17 protein-coding genes and 2 pseudogenes are annotated in these 26,474 nt (G+C 58.8%); 2 read left to right on the forward strand and 17 right to left on the reverse strand.

What is annotated here, in order from left to right; all coding sequences use genetic code 11:
* Positions 1–40 precede the first annotated feature (40 nt).
* The 9 genes from CD351_RS08300 to CD351_RS08340 form a co-directional block, all read right to left on the reverse strand.
* Entirely contained in the window at positions 41–1,423 is a 1,383-nt protein-coding gene (locus CD351_RS08300; RefSeq protein ID WP_111992199.1) for an MFS transporter, read from the reverse strand.
* On the reverse strand, positions 1,420–2,322 hold the full coding sequence (locus tag CD351_RS08305) for a hypothetical protein (protein WP_111992201.1): 903 nt from the start codon (positions 2,320–2,322) through the stop codon (positions 1,420–1,422). The genes CD351_RS08300 and CD351_RS08305 overlap by 4 nt, the downstream gene beginning before the upstream one ends.
* Positions 2,319–3,236 carry a phytanoyl-CoA dioxygenase family protein gene (locus CD351_RS08310; RefSeq protein ID WP_111992203.1) on the reverse strand — a complete coding sequence of 306 codons (918 nt, stop codon included), beginning with the start codon at positions 3,234–3,236 and terminating at the stop codon, positions 2,319–2,321. Before CD351_RS08310 ends, CD351_RS08305 begins: the two co-directional genes overlap by 4 nt.
* A gap of 21 nt (positions 3,237–3,257) precedes the next feature.
* Positions 3,258–4,571 carry a xylose isomerase gene (gene xylA, locus CD351_RS08315; protein ID WP_111992204.1) on the reverse strand — a complete coding sequence of 438 codons (1,314 nt, stop codon included), beginning with the start codon at positions 4,569–4,571 and terminating at the stop codon, positions 3,258–3,260.
* Positions 4,568–5,995: a xylulokinase gene (gene xylB, locus CD351_RS08320; protein WP_111993668.1), complete on the reverse strand. Its 1,428-nt coding sequence runs from the start codon at positions 5,993–5,995 to the stop codon at positions 4,568–4,570. Before xylB ends, xylA begins: the two co-directional genes overlap by 4 nt.
* A complete protein-coding gene (locus CD351_RS08325) occupies positions 5,995–6,864 on the reverse strand; it encodes an aldose 1-epimerase (protein WP_111992206.1) in 870 nt (289 codons plus the stop codon). Before CD351_RS08325 ends, xylB begins: the two co-directional genes overlap by 1 nt.
* A 2-nt stretch (positions 6,865–6,866) precedes the next feature.
* Positions 6,867–8,960 carry a beta-glucosidase gene (locus CD351_RS08330; RefSeq protein ID WP_162627664.1) on the reverse strand — a complete coding sequence of 698 codons (2,094 nt, stop codon included), beginning with the start codon at positions 8,958–8,960 and terminating at the stop codon, positions 6,867–6,869.
* Positions 8,961–8,991: 31 nt separating this feature from the next.
* Positions 8,992–11,424: a TonB-dependent receptor gene (locus CD351_RS08335; protein ID WP_111992208.1), complete on the reverse strand. Its 2,433-nt coding sequence runs from the start codon at positions 11,422–11,424 to the stop codon at positions 8,992–8,994.
* Between the two features lie 113 nt (positions 11,425–11,537).
* Positions 11,538–12,161: a TetR/AcrR family transcriptional regulator gene (locus tag CD351_RS08340; RefSeq protein WP_111992210.1), complete on the reverse strand. Its 624-nt coding sequence runs from the start codon at positions 12,159–12,161 to the stop codon at positions 11,538–11,540.
* Positions 12,162–12,237: 76 nt separating this feature from the next.
* Between CD351_RS08340 and CD351_RS08345 the strand changes: the two are divergent.
* Positions 12,238–12,744, forward strand: a pseudogene (locus CD351_RS08345) (integrase core domain-containing protein); the annotation flags it as partial.
* A 74-nt stretch (positions 12,745–12,818) separates the two neighbouring features.
* Here CD351_RS08345 and CD351_RS08350 read toward each other — a convergent pair.
* From CD351_RS08350 to CD351_RS16090, 5 genes and pseudogenes are all read right to left on the reverse strand, one after another.
* Entirely contained in the window at positions 12,819–13,646 is an 828-nt protein-coding gene (locus CD351_RS08350; RefSeq protein WP_111992211.1) for a FadR/GntR family transcriptional regulator, read from the reverse strand.
* 658 nt (positions 13,647–14,304) lie between these two features.
* Positions 14,305–17,475 (reverse strand): DEAD/DEAH box helicase, encoded by a 3,171-nt coding sequence (locus CD351_RS08360; protein ID WP_234027078.1) that lies wholly within the window; start codon positions 17,473–17,475, stop codon positions 14,305–14,307.
* 31 nt (positions 17,476–17,506) lie between these two features.
* Complete coding sequence (locus CD351_RS08365; protein ID WP_162627665.1) at positions 17,507–18,307, reverse strand: hypothetical protein; 801 nt, start codon at positions 18,305–18,307, stop codon at positions 17,507–17,509.
* The gene (locus CD351_RS08370; RefSeq protein ID WP_234027079.1) at positions 18,304–19,623 is read right to left on the reverse strand and encodes a hypothetical protein; all 1,320 of its coding nucleotides are present in this window, start codon (positions 19,621–19,623) and stop codon (positions 18,304–18,306) included. Before CD351_RS08370 ends, CD351_RS08365 begins: the two co-directional genes overlap by 4 nt.
* A gap of 24 nt (positions 19,624–19,647) precedes the next feature.
* Positions 19,648–19,737: pseudogene (locus CD351_RS16090) on the reverse strand (SEC-C metal-binding domain-containing protein); the annotation flags it as partial.
* A 322-nt stretch (positions 19,738–20,059) separates the two neighbouring features.
* On the opposite strand from CD351_RS16090, the gene CD351_RS08375 reads away from it, so the two are divergent.
* A complete protein-coding gene (locus CD351_RS08375) occupies positions 20,060–21,346 on the forward strand; it encodes a hypothetical protein (protein ID WP_111992219.1) in 1,287 nt (428 codons plus the stop codon).
* A gap of 238 nt (positions 21,347–21,584) precedes the next feature.
* Here the strand turns inward: CD351_RS08375 and CD351_RS08380 are convergent, their stop codons facing one another.
* The 3 genes from CD351_RS08380 to CD351_RS08390 form a co-directional block, all read right to left on the reverse strand.
* Positions 21,585–21,872, reverse strand: a complete 288-nt coding sequence (locus CD351_RS08380) for a hypothetical protein (protein WP_111992221.1) — start codon at positions 21,870–21,872, stop codon at positions 21,585–21,587.
* Positions 21,873–22,008: 136 nt separating this feature from the next.
* Positions 22,009–24,690 (reverse strand): DEAD/DEAH box helicase family protein, encoded by a 2,682-nt coding sequence (locus tag CD351_RS08385; protein WP_111992223.1) that lies wholly within the window; start codon positions 24,688–24,690, stop codon positions 22,009–22,011.
* Entirely contained in the window at positions 24,690–26,225 is a 1,536-nt protein-coding gene (locus tag CD351_RS08390; RefSeq protein WP_111992225.1) for a site-specific DNA-methyltransferase, read from the reverse strand. The genes CD351_RS08385 and CD351_RS08390 overlap by 1 nt, the downstream gene beginning before the upstream one ends.
* Positions 26,226–26,474: the final 249 nt, after the last annotated feature.

Below are 26,474 nucleotides of genomic sequence, written 5' to 3' on the forward strand. Positions count from 1 at the left end.
CCTAATTCGTGGCATTGTTTTCGATCAGGATAGTCCGCGACTACGAAGGCCGGCGGCCGCGCTCCAACCATTTGACAAGAGCGTCATGCTTTCGTCGCGTGAGCGGCGACTGGCGGATCACTATCGCTGTAAGCACCGCCGCTATCAATGGAATGCCAAACGATAGCCATGCGAGCCCTTCAAGCGTCTCTGCGGTCTGCCGCTCGTTGGCGATGTATCCAACCAAGGACAGGGCGAGGCCTAATGCCCCGACGCCAAGTCCACTAGCAGCTTTCAGGGCGAATTGATTCAGTCCGAAGACAATTGCTTCGTCGCGGAAGCCGCTGCGCCACTCCCCAAATTCGACCGTGTCTGGCAGCATCGCCCAGAACATCGTTACAAAAGCGCCGTTGAAGCAGGCAGCAAGACAGACAAGCCAATAGAGCTGCGACATCTCCCGGGGAGCGAGTATCAGCATCGCAGCCTGCGCAATGACGCTGCCCAAAGCGCCGCAAAACCACACGTCACGCTTCGAGTACCGGGTGCCAGCCCAAGCCCAAAGGGGGATCGAGGCGCCTGTGACCAGCAAGGATACGGTCAGCAAAGTAGAAACCTGTTCGGGCTCTTCGACGACATAGGTCACGTAATAGACCAAAGCCTTGCTGCCGACCGATGATCCAAGAGCCCCGAGGAAGACTGCTGCGAACAGGATCCAGAAGGCGCTGTTTGCCCGCAGGAAACCAATCGACTGGCGGAGAGATCCCGCAGGCACGGCGGGCGCATGCGTGTCGCGTTTGCTCACTTTCTCCTTTGTCGCCAGGAAAACGACCATCATTATGCCAGTGGCGATGAGAGCGAAGAACACTGCGACCTGTATGAACCCGGATTTCAGATCCCCCCCACCAAGATCGCGGGCCAGAGAGAGTGTCAGAAATGCTGTGAGGATGCCGCCTCCCACCGCAAACACCATGCGGGTTCCGGCAATCCTGGAACGTTCGGCTCCGTCACGAGACATCGCCGCCGATAGCGCGGTGTAAGGGATCGAAACGACCGTGTAGCAAGTCCGGAAGAGAATGTGCGAAACGAGGCTGGCGATGACCACGGCGCCGGGGAACATCAGTGGTGCGGCGAACATCGAGATGTAGCTGAGGGCCATCACCGGACCTCCGAAGAGAATGTAAGGGCGGTAGGGTCCCCAACGGGTTCGCGTTCGCGATGCAATCGCACCCATGATCGGATCGGTTATCGCGTCCCAGATGACCGGTAGCATGAAGATCAGCCCGGCGGTCGCCGGGGGAATTTCGAGCACGTCTGTGTAATAGTAGAGGAGGTAGAGATTGAGGCCGGTGTAAAAGAGGTTGAAGCCAAAATCGCCCAGCCCGTATCCGAAGATGCGCCCAAATGGGAGCCGTTCCAGCGGTGTGTGTTGCTTAGGGTGGCTCAAGTGGACCGGCTCGCAAGACCCGCCTCAGCCGCACAGCTGTCCGCGATCTCGAACAAGTAGCTGGCCTGCTCCCAGCGATCGGATTCCTCTTCCGCTGTATCAGACGTCCCGAGGCGCCGGGCGTAATAGAACCTGTGCACGGCCTCACCGAGCGGCAATTCGTAGGGTAGCAGCTCGGGTGCGAAGGGCAGCACTTCTCCTTCCAAGCCATTCGCGGCAAAACCTTTCATCGCCCGTTTCCACATGTTGCGAAAGTGGTCGACGAAGTCGCGCTCATCGTCGGGGCCACGAAGCGCGACCTGCGCACAACACGGCGTTCCGATCCGACCGTGCATGTAGCGGACACGTTCGAAGATTGGCTCCATCGCATCGAATTTGGCAGAGATATCGCCATAGGTCATTTCGCTACCAGTGTAGTAGTGCGACAGGTCAGCATTGAAGCGGACGTCGGGATGCCGCTCGATGATCCGCAGGGTCCTGTAGATGTCCTGCGTTACGGTCGCGCGGTGTGTTTCGACGAAAATCGGGTAAGCGTATTTAGCGCTCGCCGAGATGGTCGCGTCGATCAGTGCGTCAGCTTCGCTGTCGCTTTCGAACCCGGTCCCGACATGCACCGTCGTGAGGGCATATCCGGCGGATTTGTGCTCGCGCGCCAGTTTAGTGGCATCTTCGGGCGTGTCGATGCGACCCATGCCCACAATCGGTAGAGGCAGTTCTGGGAGCATCGCGGGCACGGGATGTTGAAACGCCTCGACCCCCATCGCGATCAGGCCGGCAAATTGGCCTGCCTCGTCCTGTGGCGCGATCGTACCTTCATGAAGGTTCCACAAGGTCGCGGCATTCATGTGCCGGACAAGGCTTCCGGTGGTTCCACCATCCGGTCGATAGATCGCGGTCATGCGCTCTCGCCCTGCATCTCAGCCATCAACTTGCCGAATATCTGAGCCGCCTGATTAGGGTCTTCCGGGCGCAGGAAGGGCCGCAGAAGCTCTTCTTTGCCTTTCCAAGCATAATGATCCTTACCGCAGACCATTTCAAAATCGCGGAAATCATCGCGCGGTTGCGGAGGGATTCCCATCGACCAGGGTAGCATGGATCGCGCACTCATCACGTGATTGACGATTGCGCGCCGGTACCCCTCCTTGCGGGTGTTGTTGAGAGAGCGATGAAGCACGTATCCGTGGAATATCACCACGTCTCCGGCATCGGCTTCGACCGGAATACCTCCTTCGCGCTCGTAGGGGAAGTCATAGGCTTCCGCCGAGCTGTCGAACCTTTCGTCGCCATGCGCCTTGGCCGGATAGATCACGCCGTCTTTGTGGCTGCCCGGATGCATCCAAAGACCGCCATTGTCGATCCGTGCATCGTCCAATGCGATCCAGATTCCAGCAAGCGAACGGTCACGCGTGGGAATGTAAAACTCGTCCTGATGCCACGCCTGGCCGGGCTTGCCCGCATTCTTCACGAACAGCATCGATTGCATGCACTTCACATCGGGGCCGATGATCGCCTTGAGAACATCGACGATCGTGGGCTTTGTCAGCGTCGATTTCATGAGGTCGGAAACCTTGTGCGGGAAATGGATCGCCAGCACGCGGCGCATCGCCTCTTCGGCATCCTCGGCACCATCGGCAACCATGTCGGACCCCATGATGTCCCCGCGTTTGCCGTTGCAGATTTCAACCGTCTCCTCGCGCAAGCGTTCCACCTCGCTCTTCGAGAAGACGTTTCGGACTACTATGTAACCGTCGCGGTCATAAGCTTCCGCGATTTCGTCTTGCGACAGGCTATCGGCATCAAAAACGGCAGTCATGTGAGTGACCTTTCCTGAAAATCAGCAGCTTTGGTTGACAATATTCTCGAGGTATTCCTGTCGCCCGGACTTCGGTTTGGGCCGGAGGTCGCGCTCGCTTGCGAGATCGGAAATCTGCGCAAGCGTCATCTCGCCCGAAAGCATGGCCTGCGCACTCTCGTCGCTCCATCCGGCGTAGCGCTCGGTAACGAATGCATCGAGCGTCCCGGCCTCGATCAAGGCCGCAGCATTGAGCAGTGCGCGAGCAAGCACATCGACGCCGCCGACATGGCCGTGAAACAGATCCTCGGCATCGATTGACTGGCGGCGCACCTTCGCATCGAAGTTGAAGCCCCCGGTCTCGAACCCGCCGTGCTTGAGCAGCTGGTACATCGCCAAAGTGGTTCCCGGCACGTCATTGGGAAACTGGTCGGTGTCCCAGCCATTTTGCGGATCGCCGCGATTGATGTCGACGGAGCCGAGGATTCCCAGCGCGCCGGCCATCGCGACTTCATGCTCGAAACTGTGGCCAGCGAGCGTTGCGTGGTTCGCCTCGATATTGACCTTCACTTCATTCTCGAGACCGTAGCGGTTCAGAAATCCATAAACCGTCGCGGCATCGCGATCGTACTGATGCTTGGTCGGCTCGTGCGGTTTGGGTTCAATCAGGATCGTGCCCTTGAAGCCGATCGCATGCTTGTGTTCGACCACAAGGCTGAGAAACCGTCCCAATTGATCCATCTCGTGAGACAGGTTCGTGTTGAGCAGCGTGTCATAGCCCTCGCGCCCGCCCCACAGCACATAGTTTGCGCCGCCCAGCGCATGTGTCGCCTCGATCGCGCTTCGAACCTGGTGAGCGGCCCAAGCGAACACCTCAGGATCGGGATTTGTCGCTCCGCCAGCAGCGTAGCGCCTGTGTCCGAACAGATTGGCGGTGCCCCACAGAAGCTTGACACCGGTATCGCCCATCTTGTTGCCGATGGCATCGGTCATCCGCTCAAGGTTGCTAGAATACTCGGCGACGCTTTCGTAGTAGGCAATCACATCGACATCGTGAAAGCAGAAATAAGGCGCTCCTAGCTTCGTGAAGAAGTCGAACGCCGCGTCGAGCTTGGTCTGTGCTAACTCGTGGGTGACTGGCGCACCAGGGTGCCAGGGGCGATTAAAAGTGCCTTCCCCGAACACATCCGAGCCAGGCCAGCAGAAGCTGTGCCAATAACATACCGCCCACCGCAGGTGATCTTCCATCCTCTTGCCCAGAACGACGCGGTCCTTGTCGTAATACCGATAGGCAAGGGCGTTCGCCGTCTCCGTTCCCTCGAATGCAATGGCGGGTATTTGGTCGAAACAGGTCATGTCAATTCCTCGAAGAGCGGCTTGATCGAGCGGTAGAGCTTGCGAAAGGTTGCGAGGCGCGAAATGGGCTCATCACCCGGTTCGTAGCGCGCCAGCACCGGCGGCTTCGTGCACACCTCGTCCGCCGCTGCGCCGGTTACGGCGATCTGGGCAAGGCGCGCGGCTCCCAATGCCGGACCGACCTCCGCTCCATCGCGCACGACCAGCGGCACTTGCAGAGCGTCGCATATGATTTGGGACCACAGGGCGGAGCGCGCGCCGCCGCCGATGACTGAGATCTCGGCCAGGTCGAGCTGCAGTGCATCAAGACCATCGCGAAGTCCGAATGCAACGCCTTCGAGAACCGAATGAACAAGGCTCGCGCCGTCGGTGTCGTTATCCAAACCGAAGAAAACACCCCGCGCACTGGCGTCGTTGTGCGGCGTTCGTTCTCCCGAGAGATAAGGTAGGAACAGGGGAACAGGCGAAGCATGAGTGCAATTCTCGGCTGCCGATAGCGCCAACGGAACATCCTTGAACCCTGCCAGCCGCGCCGCCCAATCGAGACAGGCTGCCGACGACAGCATCACGCTCATAACATGCCAGCGATCTGGCAACGCATGACAGAAGGCGTGGACACCATTGTAGGGGGCGGGGGCGAAGGCATTGGTGGGGGCGAAGATCACGCCCGAAGTGCCCAAGCTTAGCAGCGCATCGGAACTCTCGATGACACCGACACCAATGGCTCCCGCTGCCTGATCGCCCGCGCCACCCGCAACCGGCACGATCGGTAGGCCAAGATCCTCGGCGGCGCTCGCAAGCAACTGGCCGGACACGTCCGTACCCTCGACCAAGCAGGGCATTTGCTCGACTGTCATGCCGGTGGCATTGAGCATCGGCTGCGACCACCGACGTTTGGCTATATCGAGCCATAACGTGCCGGAGGCATCCGACATGTCGCTCGCGAGTTCACCGGTCAGGCGGAACCGGATATAGTCCTTGGGCAGCAGAACGGTTTTTATGCGGTTGAAGATGTCGGGCTCGTGCTGCGCCATCCATAAGAGTTTGGGGGCTGTGAAACCCGGCATGGCAAGGTTGCCGACATGGGTTTTTGCCTCTTCAGAGAGCGACTGCGCTTCCGCAGCGCTGCGCGTGTCGTTCCACAGAATAGCCGGTCTCAAAGGCTGCTCGTTCTCACCGAGCACGACAGTACCGTGCATCTGGCCGGACAGTGCGACCCCCTTCACCCTCGCGCGGATCATTCGCGGAAGTGCCCGGATGGATTGCCTGACTGCGCGCCACCAGTCCTCGGGATCCTGCTCAGACCAACCGGGGTGAGGGCGCTCGGTACCAAGGGCAACGCTTTGGCGAGCCACGACCGCCCGCTGGTCGTCCATGACGATCGTCTTCACGCCCGAGGTGCCCAGATCGATCCCGAGCCACATCAGACGGCAGCCTGCGAGACTGTGAACCGTGTCGCGGTGTGGAAGCATTCGCCCGGACCGAGCACGCGTTGACCCGCGTCGAAATCGTGATCGGCACGGTTGAAACAATCCGGCAGGTGGCTCACCGGCTCGATGCAGAAGAAGTCCTCATTTTCAGGGCAATAGACATGGGTGTACGCCAATGCCGGATCAGGCTCGATCGTCAGCGCATGTCCTGACCCGGCGACGCGGATAGCGCCCTTGCGGCCCGTGAACGTGTTGTCCCACGGTCTCTCGCCAAGAAGCTCGAAGGACCCTGCTTCGAACCTCTCCGGAATGCCGCTCGCATCGTTGTGCCAGACGCCGTTGAGCCCCACCTCCACCGAGGCGCCATCACGCGGGAAGTACGGATGGAGGCCTAGTCCGCACGGCATATCGGTATCAGCGCGATTGGTGAGCGAGAGGCGGTGGAGATATCCGCCGTCGACCAATTCAAATTTCTGCTCAGCGCCAAACGCCCAGGGCCACTGACGCGCAGGGCCATCCTCAAAGGGTGGCTGCGGGGAGTACTCATAGGCAAGCTTCACGGTGCTTGCAGTAGCGGCGATGACCTCCCACGGCTCCAGCCAGCCATAGCCATGCAGAGGGTTATAAAGGTCGATGTCCGCCCGATTTGGCCGGAGAGCGACCGTGCGGCCGTCGAACACGAAGCGGCCATTGGCGATCCGTCCGGCGAACGGCACAAGTGGAAAGCACGCCATATCAAAGGCGTCGATCGGGTTCGCACTGCGCCGGAACACCGGCATATCCCGCCATGAGAATGCGGCAACCGAACCGCCGAATTCAGGAGCGATTATCAACCTGATATCGTAGGCCGCGAGCTCAAGCATACCTAGAGAGCGACCGTCGTTTCAACGAGCGATGCCGAACTGCCACCGCAGGAAATCCGATACTCGCCCGGTTCGAACTGCCACCTGCGCGTGAGCGGGTCGCGATAACGCAGATCCTCGCGCGGGATCGTCACGGATACCAGCCGCTGCTCGCCGGGCTTGAGTTTTACTCTGGCGAAGCCCTTGAGGAGCTTCTTCTGCCGTTCCAGAGCCTTGCCCGGAGCGCCGACATAAAATTGAACGACCTCCTCAGCTTCGGCTTCGCCAGTATTCGAGACGGTGACCTGCGCATGGACCGCCTTGTCATCGGCGAGCGTTTTCAGCGACCGATAATCGAAAGTAGTGTAGGAAAGACCATGTCCGAAAGGATATCGCGGCTCGATCCCCTCCCTGTCGAACTTGGTATACCCATGCCATAGATCGTAGGTGATGCGCTCGGCACCCTTGTCGAAGAAAGGATAGTCGGCAGGCGATTTGGCGACGACGAAAGGTAGTTTGCCCGAGGGCGACACTTCGCCGAAGAGCAGTTTCGCCAGCGCGGTCCCGCCTTCCATCCCCGAATAGAAGGTCTGCAGGATCGCCCCGACGCTCTCGTGCCATTCCTCGACCATTATGGCCGATCCCGACACGATCACGACGATCACCGGTTTGCCTGCGCTGCTTGCGACAGCGATCAGATTCTGTTGATCCTGGCGCAGGCCAAGATTGTCACGGTCTCCGCCCACGGTGGAGCGCTGCGCTTCTGACCTCAGTTCTTCCGGCACATCCGCGCCCAAAGCAATGTCGCCGGGGATGAACTCGCCTTCGTCCTCGGCGGTATTGCCGACGACAACCACGATTGCGTCCGCCTTTGTTAAAGCTTCGCGCGTGGCATCGAGGTCGCTTTCGTCCGCTGTCACGATCTCATTGATGCCCAATCTCTCGCTCGCCCGCTCAAGGCCTTCGAGCGCGGTCACGACATACGGCGGCCGCACCTTGCTCGAGCCTTCGTCGCCCGTGTTTTCCTGAGTGGCCAGCTTGCCCAGAACCGCAAGCGTCCCAACCTTGCCGGGTATGAGAGGCAACACGTCGTCGTTCTTGAGCAAAACGGCCGACTTCTCGGCGGCTTCCAGTGCGATTGCCGTGTGCGCAGGGGCAGCGGATAAGGCGCTCTCATAGGCCTCGACCGGATCCTCGCTTGCTGCAAAACGGTATGTCACTCGCAATATTCGGCGGCAGGCACGGTTGATGACCTCGGGTTCGATCGTCCCATTCTCAACACCGGCGAGCAGCTTCGGGCCGAAGTGGATCGGTTCGGGGTTCTCGACGTCCAGGCCCGCAGCCGCTCCGTAAGGATGGTACACTCCCATCACCCAGTCCGAGTGGACGAAGCCGTCAAAGCCCCATTCGCCGCGCAAGATATCGGTCAGCAGGACGCGATCCTGCCCGCAATACTCGCCGTTCATCTTGTTGTAGGCGCTCATAACGCTGGCGCAGCCAGCATCGATCGCGCGTTTGAAGTGCGGGAGATAAACCTCGTGCAGGGCGCGGTCGTCGATCCGAACGTCGACCTTGAACCGGGCATTCTCCATCGAATTGAGCGCGAAGTGCTTTACGGTTGCAACCACGTTATGCGTCTGGATGCCCGTAGCAAGCGCCGCGCCCATTTCCCCGAGATGGTGGGGGTCCTCGCCGTAGGTTTCCTGGGCGCGACCCCATGCGGGATGGCGCAAAAGGTTCATGCAAACCGCTCCTGAAAGCGTGCATCCGTTGACCCGGCTTTCAATTCCCATCACTTCGCCGATCCGTTGCTCAAGATCCGTGTCGAAGGTAGCCCCGCGGGCCATCGAGCAGGGAAAGCAGGTGGACTGGCCACCTGCGACACCGCGCGGCCCATCGGTGAAATAGAGCGCGGGCACGTTGAGGCGCTCTAAGCCGCCGCCCGCGCGATAAGGCCTGGCGCACCAGACACGGTCGTCTTCCGCCATGGCCTGAAAGAAGCCCTGGCCAGACATCATGGCTACTTTTTCTTCAAGCGTCGCCTCGGCGAGGATTGCTTCGATCGTCTCGTCGATCTCAAGGTCGGTCATACCCTTGCGGGGACTAAAGTCGGTCACGTGGTGCTCCAGCAATGAAAAAGCAGGTCCATCAGAAGTCGAAATTGACCTGCACGCCGACAAGCCGTTCGGCATCACGGGTCACAAACTGGCCGAGATCGCCGGGGCCGCCGAATGGCAGATCGAAGATGTTGGTGACGTAGTTCGTATCGAACAGGTTCTTGGCGAAGACATTCACGCCGATACGATCGTCGGCAAAACTCAGTCCCGCGACCGCGTTCACAACGACATATCCGTCCTGAACATAAGGGTTGGCGACGCCTTCAGGTACGATTGCGAACATGTTGTCGCTTCGCAGCAGAGCATTCACCTGGAGGAAGCCGCCGACAGCGTCAGAGAAGTCGTGATCGTACCTACTGTTCAGGGACAGGGTCAATTCCGGCGCGTTGGGGGCATTAAGGCCCGAGGCGTCGAACGAAGGCGCGCCGCCGGCGCAAGGGTTGCCGGGCGCGGTCGACGCCTGGGCAATGCGCGCGCATGCGGCACCTTCAAATTCCTCGAATTTCGTGTCGGCATATGCCAGTCCGAAACCCACGACGAAGTCAGGAACCGGACGTGCGGTGGCTTCGAGTTCGAACCCTGTAGTGCTCAACTCACCGGCATTGCGCACCCGGAACGAACCGAGCGCTGCTCCCGGCGGTGTCTCGAAAACCTGAGCCTGGAAGTCTTCGAATTCCGTCCTGAACACCGCGAGATTCACATTGACCGCGCCATCGGCGAACACGGCCTTCACCCCTGCCTCGTAGCTTGTGGGGATTTCCGGATTGACGAGCGCGGATTCGAGCGGCGTCAGGCCAGGCACGATTGTGAAATCGACCTGCGTGTCGAAGCCCGGACCTTTGTAACCACGCGCGTAAGTCGCGTAGAAATTCAGGTCGGGGTTCGGCGCGTATTCGAGGCCAAAGCGATAGGAGAGATCTTCGTCGTCCGTTTCGAGGTCGTAGGCGAGCGGCGCAGCCCCTGCGCCAAGTGCAAGGTTGAAAAGCGGGTCTGTGCCTGCGGCAGGGGTGCGATCGTAGACAGCCGATACTTCCGTGTTTGTGTATCGTCCACCGAATATGATCTGGAACTGCTCGGACAGATTGAGGCTCGCCTGCCCGAACACAGCAAAATCCCGGACGTCGACTTCCGAGTTAACATTTCGCCCCGCAAGCTGGTCGGGCGCAACGTTGATCGGCCCGCCTAGCGGAACCGTAACCCCGATCGAATTGAGCTGTGCAACAACCGGAACGAATTTGCCGCGCTGGACGGTGTTGTTGGTGTTGCTGGACTCGTAATAGAAAAGCCCGGCGACGAACGAGACGATCTGATCTTCAGGCGAAGTCAGCCGCAATTCTTGCGAGAATTGGTACAGGTCGTTCGTCCCTGTGTTCAGATCGAGGATGTTAAAAAGGCTCTGATCGGCATCGTTGTTGTCTGCCTGCTGCCAATCGCGATAAGCGGTTAACGACGTAACGGTGTAGTCGCCGAGGAAATAGTTGATCTCGCCGGAAACACCCCAGCCTTCGACCCTGTTGAAGATATCGCCGCCGATTTCCACGACACGGCTTTCTGGGCCAACCTCGGCCTGTACCGCTGGGGTAATCGTTGAAGGCACGACCCCCGGCACCGGCGTTGAGAGTAGGGGCGAGGCATCATTGAGTGAGCGAATGGTCCAGATGTTGGCGCGATTGTCGCGCTTCGACCAATCGGCCCGCAATATGATCTCAAGATCGGAAGAGGGCTCGACCAGCAAGCTTCCTCGAAGGCCGTATTCCTCGCGGGCATTCAGGTCTTCGCCATTGGCGAGATTGGTCACGAACCCGTCGCGCTGGTTGAAAAACCCGGTGATCCTAATGCCGGCAATGTCGCGCGCCAGGGGCGCAGTAAGGCTGGCGGCGAGCTGGATGTCGTCATCCGAGCCGTAACTGGCCCGCCCCTCGATGCCGACAGCGTCGAGCGACGGACGTTTGGTGACGATGTTGATGAGACCTGCCGAGGCGTTTCGCCCAAACAACATGCCCTGCGGGCCGCGCAAGACCTCGATCCGTTCAATGTCAACGAGATCGGCAAGACCCTGGCCAGCGCGCGCCAGGGGGACGCCGTCGACGACTGTCCCGACGCTTTGTTCGATCCCGTCCGCGAAAATCGCAGTTCCTACGCCGCGAACACGGAAACCAGCACCACGCGGTGTATTGGAATCGCCAAGCCCGAGGCCCGGCGCGAGAAATTGAAGATCAGTCGCTTCGGTAAGATTGAGGTCCGCCAGCGTATCGCCGTCAACAACGGCAATCGAGGCCGGGACGTCCTGAAGTCGCTCGGTTCGCTTCTGAGCTGTAACGACAATGACGCTGTCCGGCAGCGCCTCGTCGTCCTGGTCCTCCACTACGGCACCGGTATCTTGCGCAAATGCCGGACCAACGCCCCCAACCAGGAACGATGTCGACATGAGCAACACGGCGAACGCCGAGCGATTGTGTTTCATGAGTCTCTCCCATCATTGGGCTGACCATCATTGTTCGCGTGGGCAGCTCCTGAATGAAGAGAGTTTTCATATTCTAACCAATTGGTCAATAATATATCTGACCAGGTGGTTAGTTATTTTGCGACTATGACATTTGTGACCTGCGCGGCGTACTCACGGGCGAATTGCTCTGTCCGGCTGTCGACTCCAGCCGCCGCCGCCCACAATTCTGCCTGGCCGATGAGCAATTGCCCTCCTCCTGTTAGAAGCGTTTGCAGGAAAAGTGGCTCGATTGGCGCAACGATGCCCCTTGCGGTCAAATCGAGGAGATAGCTGCGCATGAAGTCGACGTGACGCTTCAAATGCGCCTGCGCGAGATACTCTGATCTCCAGGTTTGCGTATTGCCTTCGATAGCGGGGATCTGAACGTACGGCGGGAAGCGGCTGCACGCGAGCATGAAAGCCTCAATAATTGATGCAAGCCCTTTGCGTGTGGGGGGCAGGGGGTCGGGAAGCGTTCCTACGAAGAACTCATCGACAATCTTCCATTGATGGTCGATTGCGTGCTTCCACAGCGTGTCCTTGTCCTTGAAGTAATACAGCACGTTAGCTTTGGGCAGTTGCGCGCGCTTCGCGATATCGTTGAACGACGTGGCTTCGAAACCCTTGGAAGCGAAAAGAGACAAGGCCGCCTTGGTGATCATCCCATTCGCGTCCTCATAGGCAGAGGGTCGTCCAGCGTTTCGCTTCTTTTTCATCCCGTCGCCATAGCGAAGGGATAGACGAAAAGACAGATGCGCAAATGCTTTCGTCAGATCAGGCTACAGCAAGGCGTTCCGCATGCTCACGGTAATCGATGAGCACAGTCGGCAGTGCCTGGCGATCCATGTCCAGCGCAAGTTGAAGAGCGATGATGTTCTGGCCGTACTGACAGAGCTGTTCCAGCGTCACGGCCCGCCCGACCATATCCGCTCGGACAATGGCGCTGAGTTTACCGCACACGCCGTGCGCGACTGGCTTGAGCGGATCGGGGTGAAGACGCTTTACATCGAGCCAGGCTCACCTTGGGAGAATGGTTACAACGAGAGCTTCAATGGCAAACTACGCGATGAACTGCTCAACGGCGAGATCTTCTACACCCTTGAGGAAGCTGTCATCCTGATCGAGCGCTGGCGCATCCATTACAATGCCGTCCGCCCACACTCATCGCTCGGATACCAGCCGCCAGCACCACAAACGATCTTGCCTCGCCCTGCAAGACTGCCTTACGCTACGCTCCAGGCCGTCCAACAGGGCGACCCCAACCGCCGGAACTCTAACTTAACCGGTGGACCACCCTGATGGGGCAGGTCATTGAGCGAGGGCGAAATGGCAATCGCCACGGTGAAGAAGTCTCGATTATGGGGATATTTTTTTCAAGATGAAAAAGTATTAGCCAAAGATTTTGCGTATTCTTCCAGCGGAGCCAGGTGCCCGCTAACGACTTTCACTATTTTTTTTCGGTCGCCTTTGCGGAGCGCGTTGAGTGTATCGGTGTGCCAATCTATGACAGATTGGATATCTTCTTTGCTGAAAAAATCTCGGCGAGCCATCTCGTAGTATAGTCGCTCCAAAATCTGGTGCTGATACCTGGCAAGAACCTGGTTTCGCGATATCCTTCCGAGCAAGTAGTGGAACTGCTGATCGTAGAATGTTTTCTCGCTTTGCTCGCCGAGCTGATGCTTGGCCAAGAGTTGAACGGTTTCTTGAAGCTTCCGAAAATCCTTTTCGGAGCCATTTTTTGACGCCAGCAGCGCAATCTCAATTTCTATAGGTTTCCGAGCTTCGACAAGTTTCTGAAACGAGAAATTCTTTGTCGGGCTCGCATCAGAAAGGGGTTTGGTTGGCGGGGCGTTGCTCAACACTTCCGCGCCGCCATTCACTCCTCGAATGACTCGGACCAATCCTGCGTCCACAAGCAGTTTAAGGCCTTGCCCGACAGTGGGTTTGCTCACTGACATCAATCGGGAGAGCTCATCGATATTCGGCAGCCTGTCACCCACCTCATAAGCTCCAGATCGTATTACGAATGTGAGCTGTTCAGCGACTTCTTCAAAGGCGCGGGCACCTGATATCGGAAAGAAGAGGCAAGTAGCCTGGCGAGTTCCTAAGATATCCATGTTAAGTGTTTGCCAGCGGAATGGTCGAATGACTACGAAATTTTGCATGTCATCCAAACCGGATAATGGCAGAGAAGTGGACATTCACGTCGGATCTCCACCACGCATGGACGGAGAAGCATTGGTAGTATCGATAGAAATCTTGTGATGCGTCCGACGACATCTCAGGTGGAACCAGACGGACTAAACGACGCGCAGCAATGAGTGAGAGATCGAATGGAAGAAGACGCTCTAGATAAACTCATAGGCCAGTGGCTAGCGGAGACTCCGGAGCTCGATCTCCAGGGTATGCACGTCGTCGGTCGGATTATTTGGCTCGGGAGACACTTAGAGGATCGGATAGAAACCAATCTCAAACCGTGGGGAGTATCCTACACCGACTTCGATATCTTGGCGACCCTAAGGCGTTTGGGCGAGCCGTATTCAGCTTCGCTGGCGGTGGCATCACGAATGACTCGCCGCCGTATTTTTAGCGGACTCCCTTTGGCCTTTCCGACTCCATGAGGTGGCGGGGCCAGCGTGGAGCTTTTCAATCGAGCGCAGCGCTGGCCCTGCCTGAGCGCGAGATATAGGGCTGGCACCCGGACCCATCGCTATGCGATGGGCTTCCAGCCTTCCTGCCCCTCAATAGTCGGATGACAAATCTTGAGACGATGGCGAATGAACATCTCTGGCATCGATCCGATTGAAGTCGCCAATCAACTCTCTGGACCACCCTCACCGGCCTGAATTTCGCTAAATGCTAATTGGCGTCAATCGACCGAAGTATGGTCTGAAAATCAGCGCCTAACTGATCCTGGCGACCGGGTACCTGTTCGGCATAGGCGCGATGGGTGAGTACGCGGGAGCGGATCGAAGGTGATCGATGGGCGAACGCGACCTTTTCCGGCGAATCGAGACCCTTGCGAATAGCAATCGCAAGGATTTCCAGAACCGCGGGATTAGCTGAAACCTTGCCAGCCTCTTCAATTGCATGTTGGACGAGCGCGGTGAGCGCGCCCGCAATCATGTAGAACCTCCGATTCATCAGTCGTAGCACGAAGTCCCGGGACCGTTTGCAGGTCTTGATCCGGGCGGGGACTACGCCAAGTGCAGCCTCAATGGTGGCGAACGGAGCACCACTCAGCCAAGCTCGCAGAGCCAGCTTCAACAATCCTATCTCAGCGTCGGTGCTATCTCCTCCGGTCTTCCGACCGCGCGTCACCGCCTTGACCGTCTCGACATCGCGGCCGAAGAGCAACGCGTAGCTATGCCGGTCGGCGATCATGAAATCGACTAGCCAATCGCACCAATCGATGATCGATGTCGGCAGATCATCAATCTCTGCCGTAATGTGTGTGGTCAGCGCCGCCAAAGGTTCGAGCTGCATGCCGCTGAATGCGGCGACCTTCACCGTCACAACCTCGGCTGCCTGGGCATCGGCGTCCAGCGCTCCCCTTAGCGAAGCGATCTTCGCATCAAAAGCCGCCTCATTACCCGCCCTCCGTGCCTGAAAAGCTGCAAACGAACGGCTCATCATTTGGATCGGGCGATCGACATCCTGCTCCTCGCCGTCGCCAGCGCGCAACCGGCTCAAAAAGTAGCGTACATCTGGGGAATTAACGTCGCCGAGCTGGATGCGGTCGAGCAAGGACGTCAGAGGGTCGTCGATCGTGACGCATTGGTCGTTTGTAGGCAGCACCTTTCCGAGCATATCGAACGCCGCGCCGGTCGGAACCCAATTCGCGTCAAAGGCGACCGGCGGCTCTGGAATCAGCAGGACTGTCCCGTTGGCGAGGTGGCCCGCGCGGCCAGCGCGACCGGCAGCATTCAGAATCTCGTGGCCTTTGAGTGGCTCGCGCCCATCTTCGTCATGGCGCATTGTCCCTGCCAGGATGGCGACCTCCGCCGGCAAGTTCATACCTTGGGCGAGCGTAGGCGTCGCAACGATAATGCTTGCGCCGTCGCGCCGCCGAAAAAGCGACTCAGCCATACGTCGCTCGATAGCAATCATGTCGCCATTGTGGGGTAGCGCGGGCGCGGTGGGATCCAGCAGCGAGTGCTGCGGCCCGCCAAGCTCGGCGATGATTTCGGTCCAGAGATTGTTCTCAAATTCTGTAAGTGCGCCGACAGGTTGGAGGCCAGCTCTGATTCGTCGCGCGGTGCTGGGAGCGTGATCGGCCTGATTGACAAACATGATTGTCTTCAATCCTGCGCGAGCGGCACTAGCGGCGAAGGAACCACCGACTTCGTTGGAGTTTGGGGTTGCTCCGCCGACGCCGTAGTTCAACCGCACGTTGCCGTCAGAAAGTCGAACAATGCGGCGGTCGGCAGGTGCCTGGCGCGCCCAAGCGTTGTGCAGCCCGAAGAGGGCGAATGGCACCAACTCAAGCGGTGGCTTGTTGGCAGGCTGTCCGTTGCGCTTGGCGAAATTTGCAGCTCGGACGACCTGATTCGCCCAGGTCAGCTGGTTTTCCGAATAGGTAACGACGCCGCGAGCCTGTCGGCTCGGCTTCCACGGGTCGAGAAAGCTGATGCAAGGACGGCCGGTGAGCTGCCCGAGCCATTCCGCGACATCAGGGGCGTTTTGTAGCATCGCTGACAGCAGCAAATAGTCGGCATCGGGCGCTCGCCGGAGGGCATGTAGGAGACAAAGCATGGCGTCGACGCTCCGCGCGCCTCCGCCGGTCGGGCTTAGGAGGTGGCATTCATCAAAGACGATTAGGCCTAGTTCAGCGACGTCCGCATCGGCAAAGCTAAGAACTGCGAGTAGACGCTCCGGCGTCATCACCTCGATCGCGCCAAGTTCAGGACCAGAGATAAACGCGACAAGATCTCCATCGGCTGAGATCTCGTAATTGGCGAGGCTCATAGGGAAGCTTTCGGCAAGGTCGTCGCGTAGCTGATCGACGAGTGCCAACGTGGGAACAAGGAAGATAACCTTCCGGCCGGCACTTAGCGTCGCAGCAATTTTCAATTCGGATAGGGTCGTCTTCCCAGCCCCGGTGGGCAGAACCAGAACACCGGAGGTGCCGGCGTCGAGAAATCCAGTCGCAATGGCTTGGCGATGATTGGGCCAAAGCGTAGGCTTTGTCAGAGCGCGGTGGCGCAGCCAGCGCCGCCAAGCCGGTTCGGCCGCACCGACCGGCGCCGGTAGATTGGCTATGCCGGCTCCCTCTAGGCCATCGGCAACATGCCGGAGCAATCGTGCAAGGTGACGTGGGCCGGCATATGCTGAGACGAGACGGGCACCGGGCCCAGGCGCCTCGACATTGGCGACGGCCAATTGCGTGACGCGATCGAACAAGGCCTGTGGGGTGTCCAGGAGTGGATATGCCAGAACGGGCGGCACTTGGGCGAGAAGGCGTGCGACCAGATGGACGAGGCCGGCCCAGCAGAGACCATAGAGACCCTGTGTCGCCTGTTCAGTGAGGCCTTCGCCCGGGGAAGGCTGCAGGCGCGCCAAGCGTTCCGCGCGTTCGAGGATCGCAGTGAACCTCTCTTGCGCCAAATCCTGAATGCTCTCGAGCAGGGCCCCACGGTGAATGTCTTCGAGGCGGTCGCCAGTGAGCCCGCGCGTCGCCTCACGCGCATCAGGGCTTTGCTCGGCGATCAAGAACAGCAGCGGCGCGGCAATCCGCGGGTGGATTGCCGCCGCACTGAGGAACGTGGTGCGGTCAGGTGTCGCGGGCATTACGCGTCCGAGAATCTGATAGGCCGTGCCGGCGACAAAAGCTGCGGCCCGGCGCGCTTCGCCGTCGACGGTGTCATCGACTTGTGCTTCGTAGACTGCGGCAATACGCGAGAGACGTTCGATCTGGGCAACATAATCGGGCGCGTCGGCAAGTTGCGCCGCACGAAGGCGTAGGCCAGCAAGCTCAGCGTAAATACTGGTGAGTTCTTGGGGCAAGATTTGCGGGTCGATACCGCGCAAAGGCGGTGCCGATCGGATGAGCGCCGCAGTTTCAGCGTCGAACATCGAACGCCTCGATTCTTGCCCAAACCCGTGCAGAGAAATCTGCGAACCATGCGCGGACGCCGTCGAGCGGCATAATATTGCCGCCACGCGTCGCGACATCGCCGGCAATCGCGTCATAGCCCGAAGAAAGAGCAAGGCGCTGCTCGGCAGTGAAGCCTCTTGGCGCAACGGTTAACGAAGCCTGGAAGGCGAGCGGTCGCGTCCGGATCAGCTCATCATAGGCTGCGTTGCGTTCTTGGGGTGTGAAGCCAAGGCCAATCGAGAGTGTGATCGCTGCCTGCGCAAGTTGGTTGTCGCGCTCTCCCGAAACATATTCTCGAAAAGCCGCGAGGACGTCCTGCGAGAACAGCTGCCGCCAATTGGTCGTGCATTTGTACTCATAGACGGTTGCTCGTGTAAGCGTGCGGGTCTCCGGATCGATCGTCACCTTGATGCAGTCGGTTCCTTGGTTGGTCGCCTTCAAGTGCGGATCAGAAATTGCGTCGTCAACGGTCGCGGTCAAGCGGGCAGCGACCCAGCTAATGATTTCGAACAAGAGGCCGTCCCGATGCCAAATCTTTGGATCGGTTTGGGGATGCAGTTCCAGGCGAAGCTTTTCCTTTAAAGCCGCGCTAACGATCGGGGGTGTGCCTGCCGGATGGACACCGTCGAGAATCATCGCGGCGTGAAGTGCGCGGCCGATGAGGATTTGCGCGCAAACCTCAGCCAGCGCGTCGGGATCGGCGACCGTCCAGACCGACCCTAGGCATTGCGGCAATATGGCTGTTGGTTCGACGACAAGGGTCACTGGCTGCCCTCTTCGTCGGTAGGCCGTTTCCCGCGGCGGGAGGCGATCGCGTCATCGACCATGTTATTCAGGTTGAGGCCGATCCCGGCGATGTTCGGCTGAACCATGAACCAGCGCGACATCGAGCTGATCCAGTCGAGAAGGCGGCTTGATTTTGGTACTGGCGTACCGGCCGAAATCGCGGACCGTGCTCGTTCAATTGCGAGTTGATACCTGACGTTCTCGTGAGCGAAATATTGCCGAACTGGAGAGATCGCCTTGAGCTTGGCGGCGGCACCGTCGAGCCTTGCTCCGTCGCGCAGGGCGATAGCGATGGCCGCATAAGCGATAGCGTAGTCTGCGCGTTCCGGCACCTCCAGAGTCTCGAAATCGACGGATTCGATGATCTCGAGCGCATCTTTCGCGCGGCGCTGCATCAGCCGACAGCTCGCCTCGAAGATGCGGCATGCAGGGTTGCCGTCTAAATCATATCCTGCGGAATAGGCAGCAGCTCCCTCTTCCCATTGCCCGGCTAAGCGGAGAACGTCACCTAGGCAGCGGTTGACGTGACCGAGGCCGGCGGGCGTCCAGTAATCTGTCTGCTCAACGAGTGCACGCAGCCGTTCGGACGCATCGTCGAAATAAGCTCGATGGTGCTTCGCGATGCCGGCCACTTCTAGCAGCTTGCAGAACCACAATTGCGTGTCAGGCCCGAACGGTCGTTCTTCTTCGGATTCCCGCGCGGCGTTGAGCGCTTCGTCGCAAACCGCAATCGCGCCAGCGGTGTCGCCTGCCAACGTCAATTCCACACCCTTCGCCGCCGCGTATTGGATGCGGTCTGTTCGCGATGTCGTGAGCTCGAGGACACGATCATAGAGGCGCAGCTTTTCGACGAGCGGGATCGTATCCCCATTAATGTCGATGTGGAGCTGGAGGACATCGAGGTCTGCTTCCTGCGCCGTGATCAGCCCCAGCTTGACCAATTCTCGCTTAGCCCCCGCGACGTCGTCGAGAAGGTGGGCCACTATCGCCTGGTGGTAAGTCAGCTTCCGCTGCCAGCGTGGATCGTCGATGTTGACGCGCAATCGTTCGAACACCTGAGGCAACTCTGCCAACCGACCGAGGCGCCCGTATATACCAGTGAGCTGCTCGACGGATTCGTGGAGCGCTTCAATGTCGATGCTGAGGATTGCAATTTCCTCTGGCGGCAGCCGTTGCATCAATGGCACCGTATTGGTGCGGTGGTAGATCGTATATTGAGTTATGTCCGCGCGGATGGCGCGAAGTACCTTAGGCCGTTGCCTTTTACGCGCAGGTTCGCGCCACGCTTCGCCCATGGCAAATCCGGGCAAATGGTCGCAGCAGCACTGGCGGAATTGCTTTCCCGATCCGCATAGGCAAGTGTCCGTGCGGCGAGGGCAAGCCAATTTCCGAGACGTTGCAGAGTTCATCTTGTCGTCGCCGTCTGTTGCACAGATTTCGAATGCATCATCGGCGCGACGTCCTGCCAAAAATCGGATAAAAATTTGTTCGTCGAAGGCTTATCAGACGCACACTGACCATGAAAGATTTGTTAGTTGTTTCTACGGCTTAATATTTTCAGCTCGAGAACCCATTTGAGAGGCCACTTCTCTTGAAGAGGACCTGCAAACAACCCGCTATCTCACTTCATGGCAATATTCTCACTACTCCGGGCTACGCTTAATGGAATGGTTGCGATAATCGAGGTGTCTGTGATCGCACACCGTTCTTTGTATTTTTTGAGGAATCAGAATGACCGGCTTTTCGATCGACCTAGCCGCAGACCGCATTGTTGATCCGCGCACTCGGACGTACTTCTCTGAGGTGTCGCGGTCCTTTTCGAACGAATGTTATCGCAGCTGTTTGGTGATGCTTTGGACAGTTGTCGTCTGCGATCTCATCTATAAGCTTCAGACTCTCCGTGATCTCTATGGCGACGCTTCGGCAGGCAAGCTTCTCAAAGATGTAGAAGCCAAGCGGCAGGCCAATCCAACCAGCCCAGACTGGGAAATATATCTGCTAGACGAGGTCGCGAAGCGAACCAAGATGCTTGAAATATCTGAGCACGCCCAGCTGCAGCATCTTCAAAAGCTCCGACATTTGTCGGCGCACCCCGTGCTTTCTGGAGCTCATTTATTGTTCCGGCCGAATAAGGAAGACGCGCGTGCTCAAATCCGACTGGCGCTCGAAGGGCTCCTACTTAAGCCTGCGCTTTTTTCGAAGCGCATTGTCGGGACGCTGGTTGAAGACATCGCAGTAAACAAGGCGGTACTAATTTCGCGTGAGAAGCTCAAAGCATACCTCGAGGCTCGATATCTGCCGAATATGCCTCAAGCAATCGAGCAAGAGCTATTTCGTGCACTTTGGAAGTTTTGCTTCAAACTTAACAACACAGAGACTCAAGCTAATCGCCAGATCAATCTCGATGCGTTGGCGATACTCTATGGCCGCAATCCCGCTTCGATACGGACCATGATCGATGGAGAACGACCCGCGTTTAGCAATGTCGGGCCCGATGCGGAGCCGCTCGACGCGCTAATCGAATTTCTGGCGGACCATCCCGAACTCTATGCATCGCTGGACCCTGCGGCCCACGTCCTCATTGACGGGCGATTGGCAGCAGACGTCAACAATTTTGCTAAAGCGCGCTTCAAGACTGCAGATATGTCGAGCCACCTCAGCGCTCTCAACGCTCTTGATACGAAGATTTTGGCTAAGCTCGATGAGGCAACTTGGCTGGCACTGCTCAAAACTGCGGAAGCCGAGAACGAGATCGAGGACGCCCTTCGTATTGCGGTGAAGATCTATGGCGGAAGCGGAAGCTTTGATGCTGCAGATCGGCGCTTCACCAGCTATATTGAGCCTTCCCTTGCCAAATTCACCAAGCCGACGATGGTCGAGTTGCTCGAACAAATAGAGGGTAACTCGCAGACCTATAGTCGCGGTCGCGCAGCCTTCGATCATCCGCAAATCCGGGATGCTGCCGAAGCGCTCAAGATAGACACGACTACCTACAAGTCGTTCACAAAGTCTCTGTGACGATTGTTATGCCTCACGTCCGGCGCAGACAGTCGGTACATTCTGATTGCCATTGGTGCCGCCGATAGTGGTACGATGGTGCGCGTGACCCGGACGGTTGCTTGTTGGCAGCTTTAACGGACCTTAGCTCTCGTGCTTGACGGCACGTATCTCCAATAACCGACGTTGTGGTGTCACGCCGTCATGTCGACCGCCGTATCGGCCCGCTCAGCGGAAGCCAAACGGGCCAATGGCGGTCTCATTCAATTTCGTCCGGCCAGACGTCACCGTTTTCTTCGATCCACCGCTTGAGCCGCCTGGATTCCGCCGCGAAGGTGTCCCGTTCTTCATCGGAAAGCAACTCGGTCGGCACATTCACCTGCAGCTGCCGATGCCATTCGGGCACTGCCTCTATCCGAACAAGCATCACCTCGACCTTGCCGCGGTCGTAAATCTCAAATGTGCGGGTCTTGGCCAGTTCGGCGAATTTGGCGAAATCCTGAGCGACTCCGTCGATTGAAACGCGGAAACATGCATGACTTTTCATGAGATAGAACCTTTCGTTTTAGCACACGTATCCTGTCGATCGCGGAGCCTGGGCGATGCGACCGAGCAGGTGAAAGGTTCTGGCTGATTGTTAGCAGCTGGTTTGCGCAGGTAAAGAGGCGCGAGGTGTCGGTGGTTCAGAGCTGTGCTCTGATTTGCTCCCTCACGTCTTTGCCGTCGACATCCTTCTCGGCAAAGACATACACCCCATCGCCGCCGCTGCGAGATTGCCACAGCTCGCCAACGGCGCGCTTTTCAGTTGAGTCAGCGACGAGATGCCCGCCCTTGTACTCGACTACGAGAAGTCGTCCGTCCTTCAGCTTTGCGACGAAGTCCGGGTAGGTCCAGCCACCGGCGACCGGAAGGCGGAACGCATTCGGATGCTGTGAGACGTTGCGGACCCAATATTCGATCTCAGTCATTGAATCGATCAGCTGCGCCGCCTTGAACTCCTCGCCCTCAGCGCCGTCATCGCCTTTGCCATCGAAGCGTGGGACCCGGTGTGGGCCGAGGAAGTGCTTTCCGAACGTGTATCTGGTTCCGCGGTAGCTTGGCACACCGTCGAACATGCCATCGAAGAAGCGGAAGCCTTCATCGAAGGACACCTCCACCTCGGCGTCCGGAGCAAAGAGGCAAGTCTGGTATGCATTCTCTCGAGCCGCCTTGCGCAGCGCATCGACCTTGTCCTTGAGCTTGCGCGCCAGGATGAACCGGCATCGCATCAGCGCGGCAAGCGGCAGCCCGCGTGCGCCGGTCAGGTGCTGCACGACCGACGACAACCACGCGAGCATTTCGCTGGCAGGCACGTCGTCCGCCCGGACCTGTTTGGCAAGCAGACGCACCAGGCTGGCTTCGCTCCAGCCATCCACTTCGATGTCGAGCAGCAACTGATCGGACTGGTCTGTCGGCTTCAGCGTCAGGTTATTGCCATCAAGATCGATCTCGAAACCGTCCTCGGTCGCGTTGACGTCGAACTCGTCCTTGCCGAGCTGGACCGGAGCATCTTTCAGCGACCAGTCGAAATACTCGGCGAACCGCTCACTGTCGGCGAACACCAACTCGCCCTGCACATGAGCCATAAGGGCCGGTACGACGAATTCTTCGCCCTTTTCGGCAGGCGAAGCTTTGTGGGCATGCTCGGCGTTGTACTTCGCAACATCCTCACGGACCCGGTTGGCGGCCGCTTGGGGAAGGGCAGCTGCAACCTGCTCGATTTCTTCGTCGCGGACGAAGCCAGTGACGACGATGGTTGCCTTGCCCTCTTCATCCTTCGTGACGGCGATCTTGTCTGATGCCACCTCGCGGGCCTTCGAAAGCTCATCGTCGCTGGCCTCGACCTCGATCCGTACCGATGGCTTGGGCCTGCGTCGCGGAGCCCACAGATCGTCGGGATCATCGCCGCCAAATTGCGGATCGGCTTCGATGTTCTCTTCCGCTTCGGATTCCTCGAAACCCATGTCGACCAAGCGATCGCGCAGCGCCGTAGCCGCGTCGGCAAAGCTCTTGCTCACGAGGTTAGCATAAGCCTTGTTGAGCTTCGGCGACTTGCGCCGCGTTGCGTAAGGCATACGCAGCACGCGGCCGAGCAACTGCTCGGCGTCAGTCGAGCTTTTGATGTTGGCGACTGAACAGAACACGTAGGCGAAGGAGCAGTCCCAGCCTTCCTTCAACGCCTCTTTGGTGATGACATATTCGATCAACGGATCGGCATTAGGATCGAACAGGTCGATTCCGTCGAGCTCCCGCTGTTCGCCGGTCGCGATGGCGATACTGCTCTCATCGATCCGGTGCACGTCGATCAGGTGCTGTTTGAGCACCTCAACCGTGACTTCCTGGCCCTTGTCCTGCGCCTGGAACAGCACGATGGGGCGGATGTACCCCTCGCGGTCCTTCTCCGCTTCCTCGGCCAGCTCTGCGCGTTTGGCTATGGCTGCCGTCACTGCGCCCTGCCATGTCTGGTGCTCGCCCAACTGGACGGGCAGTTTGATCATCTGCTCGTTCTTGAGCTCGAGCGCGCTCACGGCGTGCAGGATGTTGCTCTTCTTCTGCGGCGTCGCGGTGAACTCGATCACAGCGGCAGGGTTTACCCGCGACTGCATTTCGCGCGAAAGACCGGTCACCGCCTTGTGCGCCTCGTCCACGATCATGAGCGGGCGATGGAGGTGCATCAAATTGGCGAAGCTGTAGCGGATATCGGCGGGATCGCCGCCGACCTTCTTTGCAAGATCCTCTCCAAGCGGCTCCAGTCCCGGCGCGCGCTTGGGCACCTTGGTGAAGAACGGCTCCAGATCCTCCTGATGATCATAGACCTTGCGCCCATCTGTGTTGCTGACGCGCAGGTTCTGGATCGTGCCGACGAACACGCACAGGTGCCGCCCGATATCGTGCGGGCGCAGGCGCAGGAATTCGGACATATCGAAGACCCGCACCGGCTCGCCGAAATGCTCGGACAGCGCCTTGCGATAGGGATGACGCGGGTTCTGCAGCGCTTCGGCGGTCTGCTTGCGGATCGTGGTCGACGGCACCAGCCAAAGCACCATCGGGAATTCCTGCCCGATATACTCCTCGGCAGCTGCAGCGATGGAATGCGCGGCGAGGATCGTCTTGCCGCCGCCGGTGGGCAGGCGCAGGCAGACATAGGGCAGCTCTTCATCGCCCAGCAGCGGTGTGTATCTGCCGCCATAGCCGCGCAGCCGCTTGGCCTGATCCGGCTCGGACGTGATCGCTTCATAGGCTGCCTTGGGGCCGCGCACCCGCGCATCGCGCAGGAAGCGGCGGAGCGTGCCCAGCGTTTCGCGCTGATAGGTCTTGAGCTGCATCAGCGGGCCTTCACGTCATAGGGGGTCTGTTTGAAGGTGATGCCTTCGCGCTTCAGCGCGTCGGGACCGATCCGGCTTGCCTCGCCATAAACGATCAGCTGGCCCCCAAAGTCACCAGCTGCCTCCCGGATGATGCCGAGCGTCGTGCGGGTCAGGACGTTACCCCCTGCCACGCTCTTGTCGCCAAGGATGCCGTTGTAGAGCAGCGCGATGCCAGTGCCGTCATGCGCGCCGAGGAACGGTGTCGTCGCATGGCCATCCATCGGGGTGCCAGTTTCGGCGAACCAGATATGCGCGGCGAGCGGTGCGAACTTGATGCCCGGAGCGATGGTGCCGTCGGGGGCGAATACCTCGCCACCAAGGCGGTAGAACGCGAAGCCACCACCGCCTTTCCACTCGACCGCTTCGCTGATCCCGCCCTGTTCGCCTTCGATGACCTTCTTGAGACGAGGGACGCAGTGGGTGTGAGCATGATCACCCATCTCGACGCCAATCCAGCGACGGCCCATTTTGTGCGCGACGGCGGCAGTTGTGCCAGATCCGAGGAATGAGTCGAGGACGACATCGCCAGGGTTGGTGGCAACATGGATAAATCTCTCCATTAACCCCTCAGGCTTCGGTGTATCGAAAGAGTCGAGATTTGGCAGCAATTTGCGGAGATGATCGCGCTTCGCGCTTTGATTTGTCCCGACATCATCGGCAGTCAGCCAGGTTCTGGGAGCGACCCCATCACGTACCTTGTCGAGGTAGCGCTTGATCAGGGGAAGGCGGTTCCCATCCTTGCCAAAGTAGGCGCGCCCTTCCTTCCTTGCCTTCTCGAATGTCTCCTTCGAAAAGGCCCAGTATCGCCCCTGCTTGGGTCGAACGACTCTTCCGGATGGCAGCGTAATTGGAAACCGCTGCTTCTCTGTGCCACTCTTCGCGGTCCCATCGTCACCTTGGCGCCAAGGCCCCCGCGGGTCATTGTCCGGATTCTTGAAGCGGCCTGATTGTGTTTCAGTCCGAGGTAAGAGATTACGCTTCTTGTCCCAAATTTCTCGATTTAGTGCGAAGCAATGGATATAATCGTGGGAAACAGAGACAGCAGCATCGCCTCGCCCACCGGCATCGCGCTCCCACACAAACGACGCAACAAAATTCTCGCGCCCAAATACCTCGTCCATGATCACTTTGAGGTAGTGACCCTCATTGTCGTCGATTGACACCCAAATGCTGCCATCCTCGGCAAGCAGCTCCCGCAACATTTCGAGCCTGGGCCACATCATCGCCAGCCAGCGGCTGTGCTCCAGATTGTCGTCATAGTGTTCAAACGCCGAACGCGTGTTGTAGGGCGGATCGATATAGATGCATTTCACCTGCCCGCGATAATAGGGCAGCAGCGCCTTCAACGCTTCCAGGTTGTCGCCCTGGATCAACATATTGCCGCTATCAGGATCGCCGTGGGACAGCGCATCGTCCCGCTCGAGCAGGCGATACGGAACGCTGTCCGCCGCCTTCACATCCTGCTCGCGCGTAAGCCACGACAATATCGGCATGAATTCCCCGTTGATCCAGATTCTGCACAATCACTAGCGAAGCCATGCTTGGGGAACAATCGCCGAACGCCAATCGAGCGGGGATGACAAATCAGCGTGCCGGTGCAATAGCTTGGACATAGCCGCAGAAATGGCGGCCCGGAGCGTAGTATCTCCGCTGAACGACTGAGGCTTGGTCAGTGCAACTGGCCGGGTCGCTGTCGTGCATGTCCAGGGCCCTGCCTAAAGACGGCAGCGCGTTCGGACTCA

The sequence above is a fragment of the Erythrobacter sp. KY5 genome, from assembly GCF_003264115.1.
Classification (GTDB): Bacteria; Pseudomonadota; Alphaproteobacteria; order Sphingomonadales; family Sphingomonadaceae; genus Erythrobacter.

Coding starts and splice junctions, on each gene's coding strand:
- CD351_RS08305 (WP_111992201.1), bottom strand. CDS start 2,322: ATGACCGCGATCTATCGACCGGATGGTGGAACCACCGGAAGCCTTGTC.
- CD351_RS08310 (WP_111992203.1), bottom strand. CDS start 3,236: ATGACTGCCGTTTTTGATGCCGATAGCCTGTCGCAAGACGAAATCGCG.
- xylA (WP_111992204.1), bottom strand. CDS start 4,571: ATGACCTGTTTCGACCAAATACCCGCCATTGCATTCGAGGGAACGGAG.
- xylB (WP_111993668.1), bottom strand. CDS start 5,995: ATGTGGCTCGGGATCGATCTGGGCACCTCGGGCGTGAAGACGATCGTC.
- CD351_RS08325 (WP_111992206.1), bottom strand. CDS start 6,864: ATGCTTGAGCTCGCGGCCTACGATATCAGGTTGATAATCGCTCCTGAA.
- CD351_RS08335 (WP_111992208.1), bottom strand. CDS start 11,424: ATGAAACACAATCGCTCGGCGTTCGCCGTGTTGCTCATGTCGACATCG.
- CD351_RS08340 (WP_111992210.1), bottom strand. CDS start 12,161: ATGAAAAAGAAGCGAAACGCTGGACGACCCTCTGCCTATGAGGACGCG.
- CD351_RS08350 (WP_111992211.1), bottom strand. CDS start 13,646: ATGTCCACTTCTCTGCCATTATCCGGTTTGGATGACATGCAAAATTTC.
- CD351_RS08370 (WP_234027079.1), bottom strand. CDS start 19,623: ATGGGCGAAGCGTGGCGCGAACCTGCGCGTAAAAGGCAACGGCCTAAG.
- CD351_RS08375 (WP_111992219.1), top strand. CDS start 20,060: ATGACCGGCTTTTCGATCGACCTAGCCGCAGACCGCATTGTTGATCCG.
- CD351_RS08380 (WP_111992221.1), bottom strand. CDS start 21,872: ATGAAAAGTCATGCATGTTTCCGCGTTTCAATCGACGGAGTCGCTCAG.
- CD351_RS08385 (WP_111992223.1), bottom strand. CDS start 24,690: ATGCAGCTCAAGACCTATCAGCGCGAAACGCTGGGCACGCTCCGCCGC.
- CD351_RS08390 (WP_111992225.1), bottom strand. CDS start 26,225: ATGCCGATATTGTCGTGGCTTACGCGCGAGCAGGATGTGAAGGCGGCG.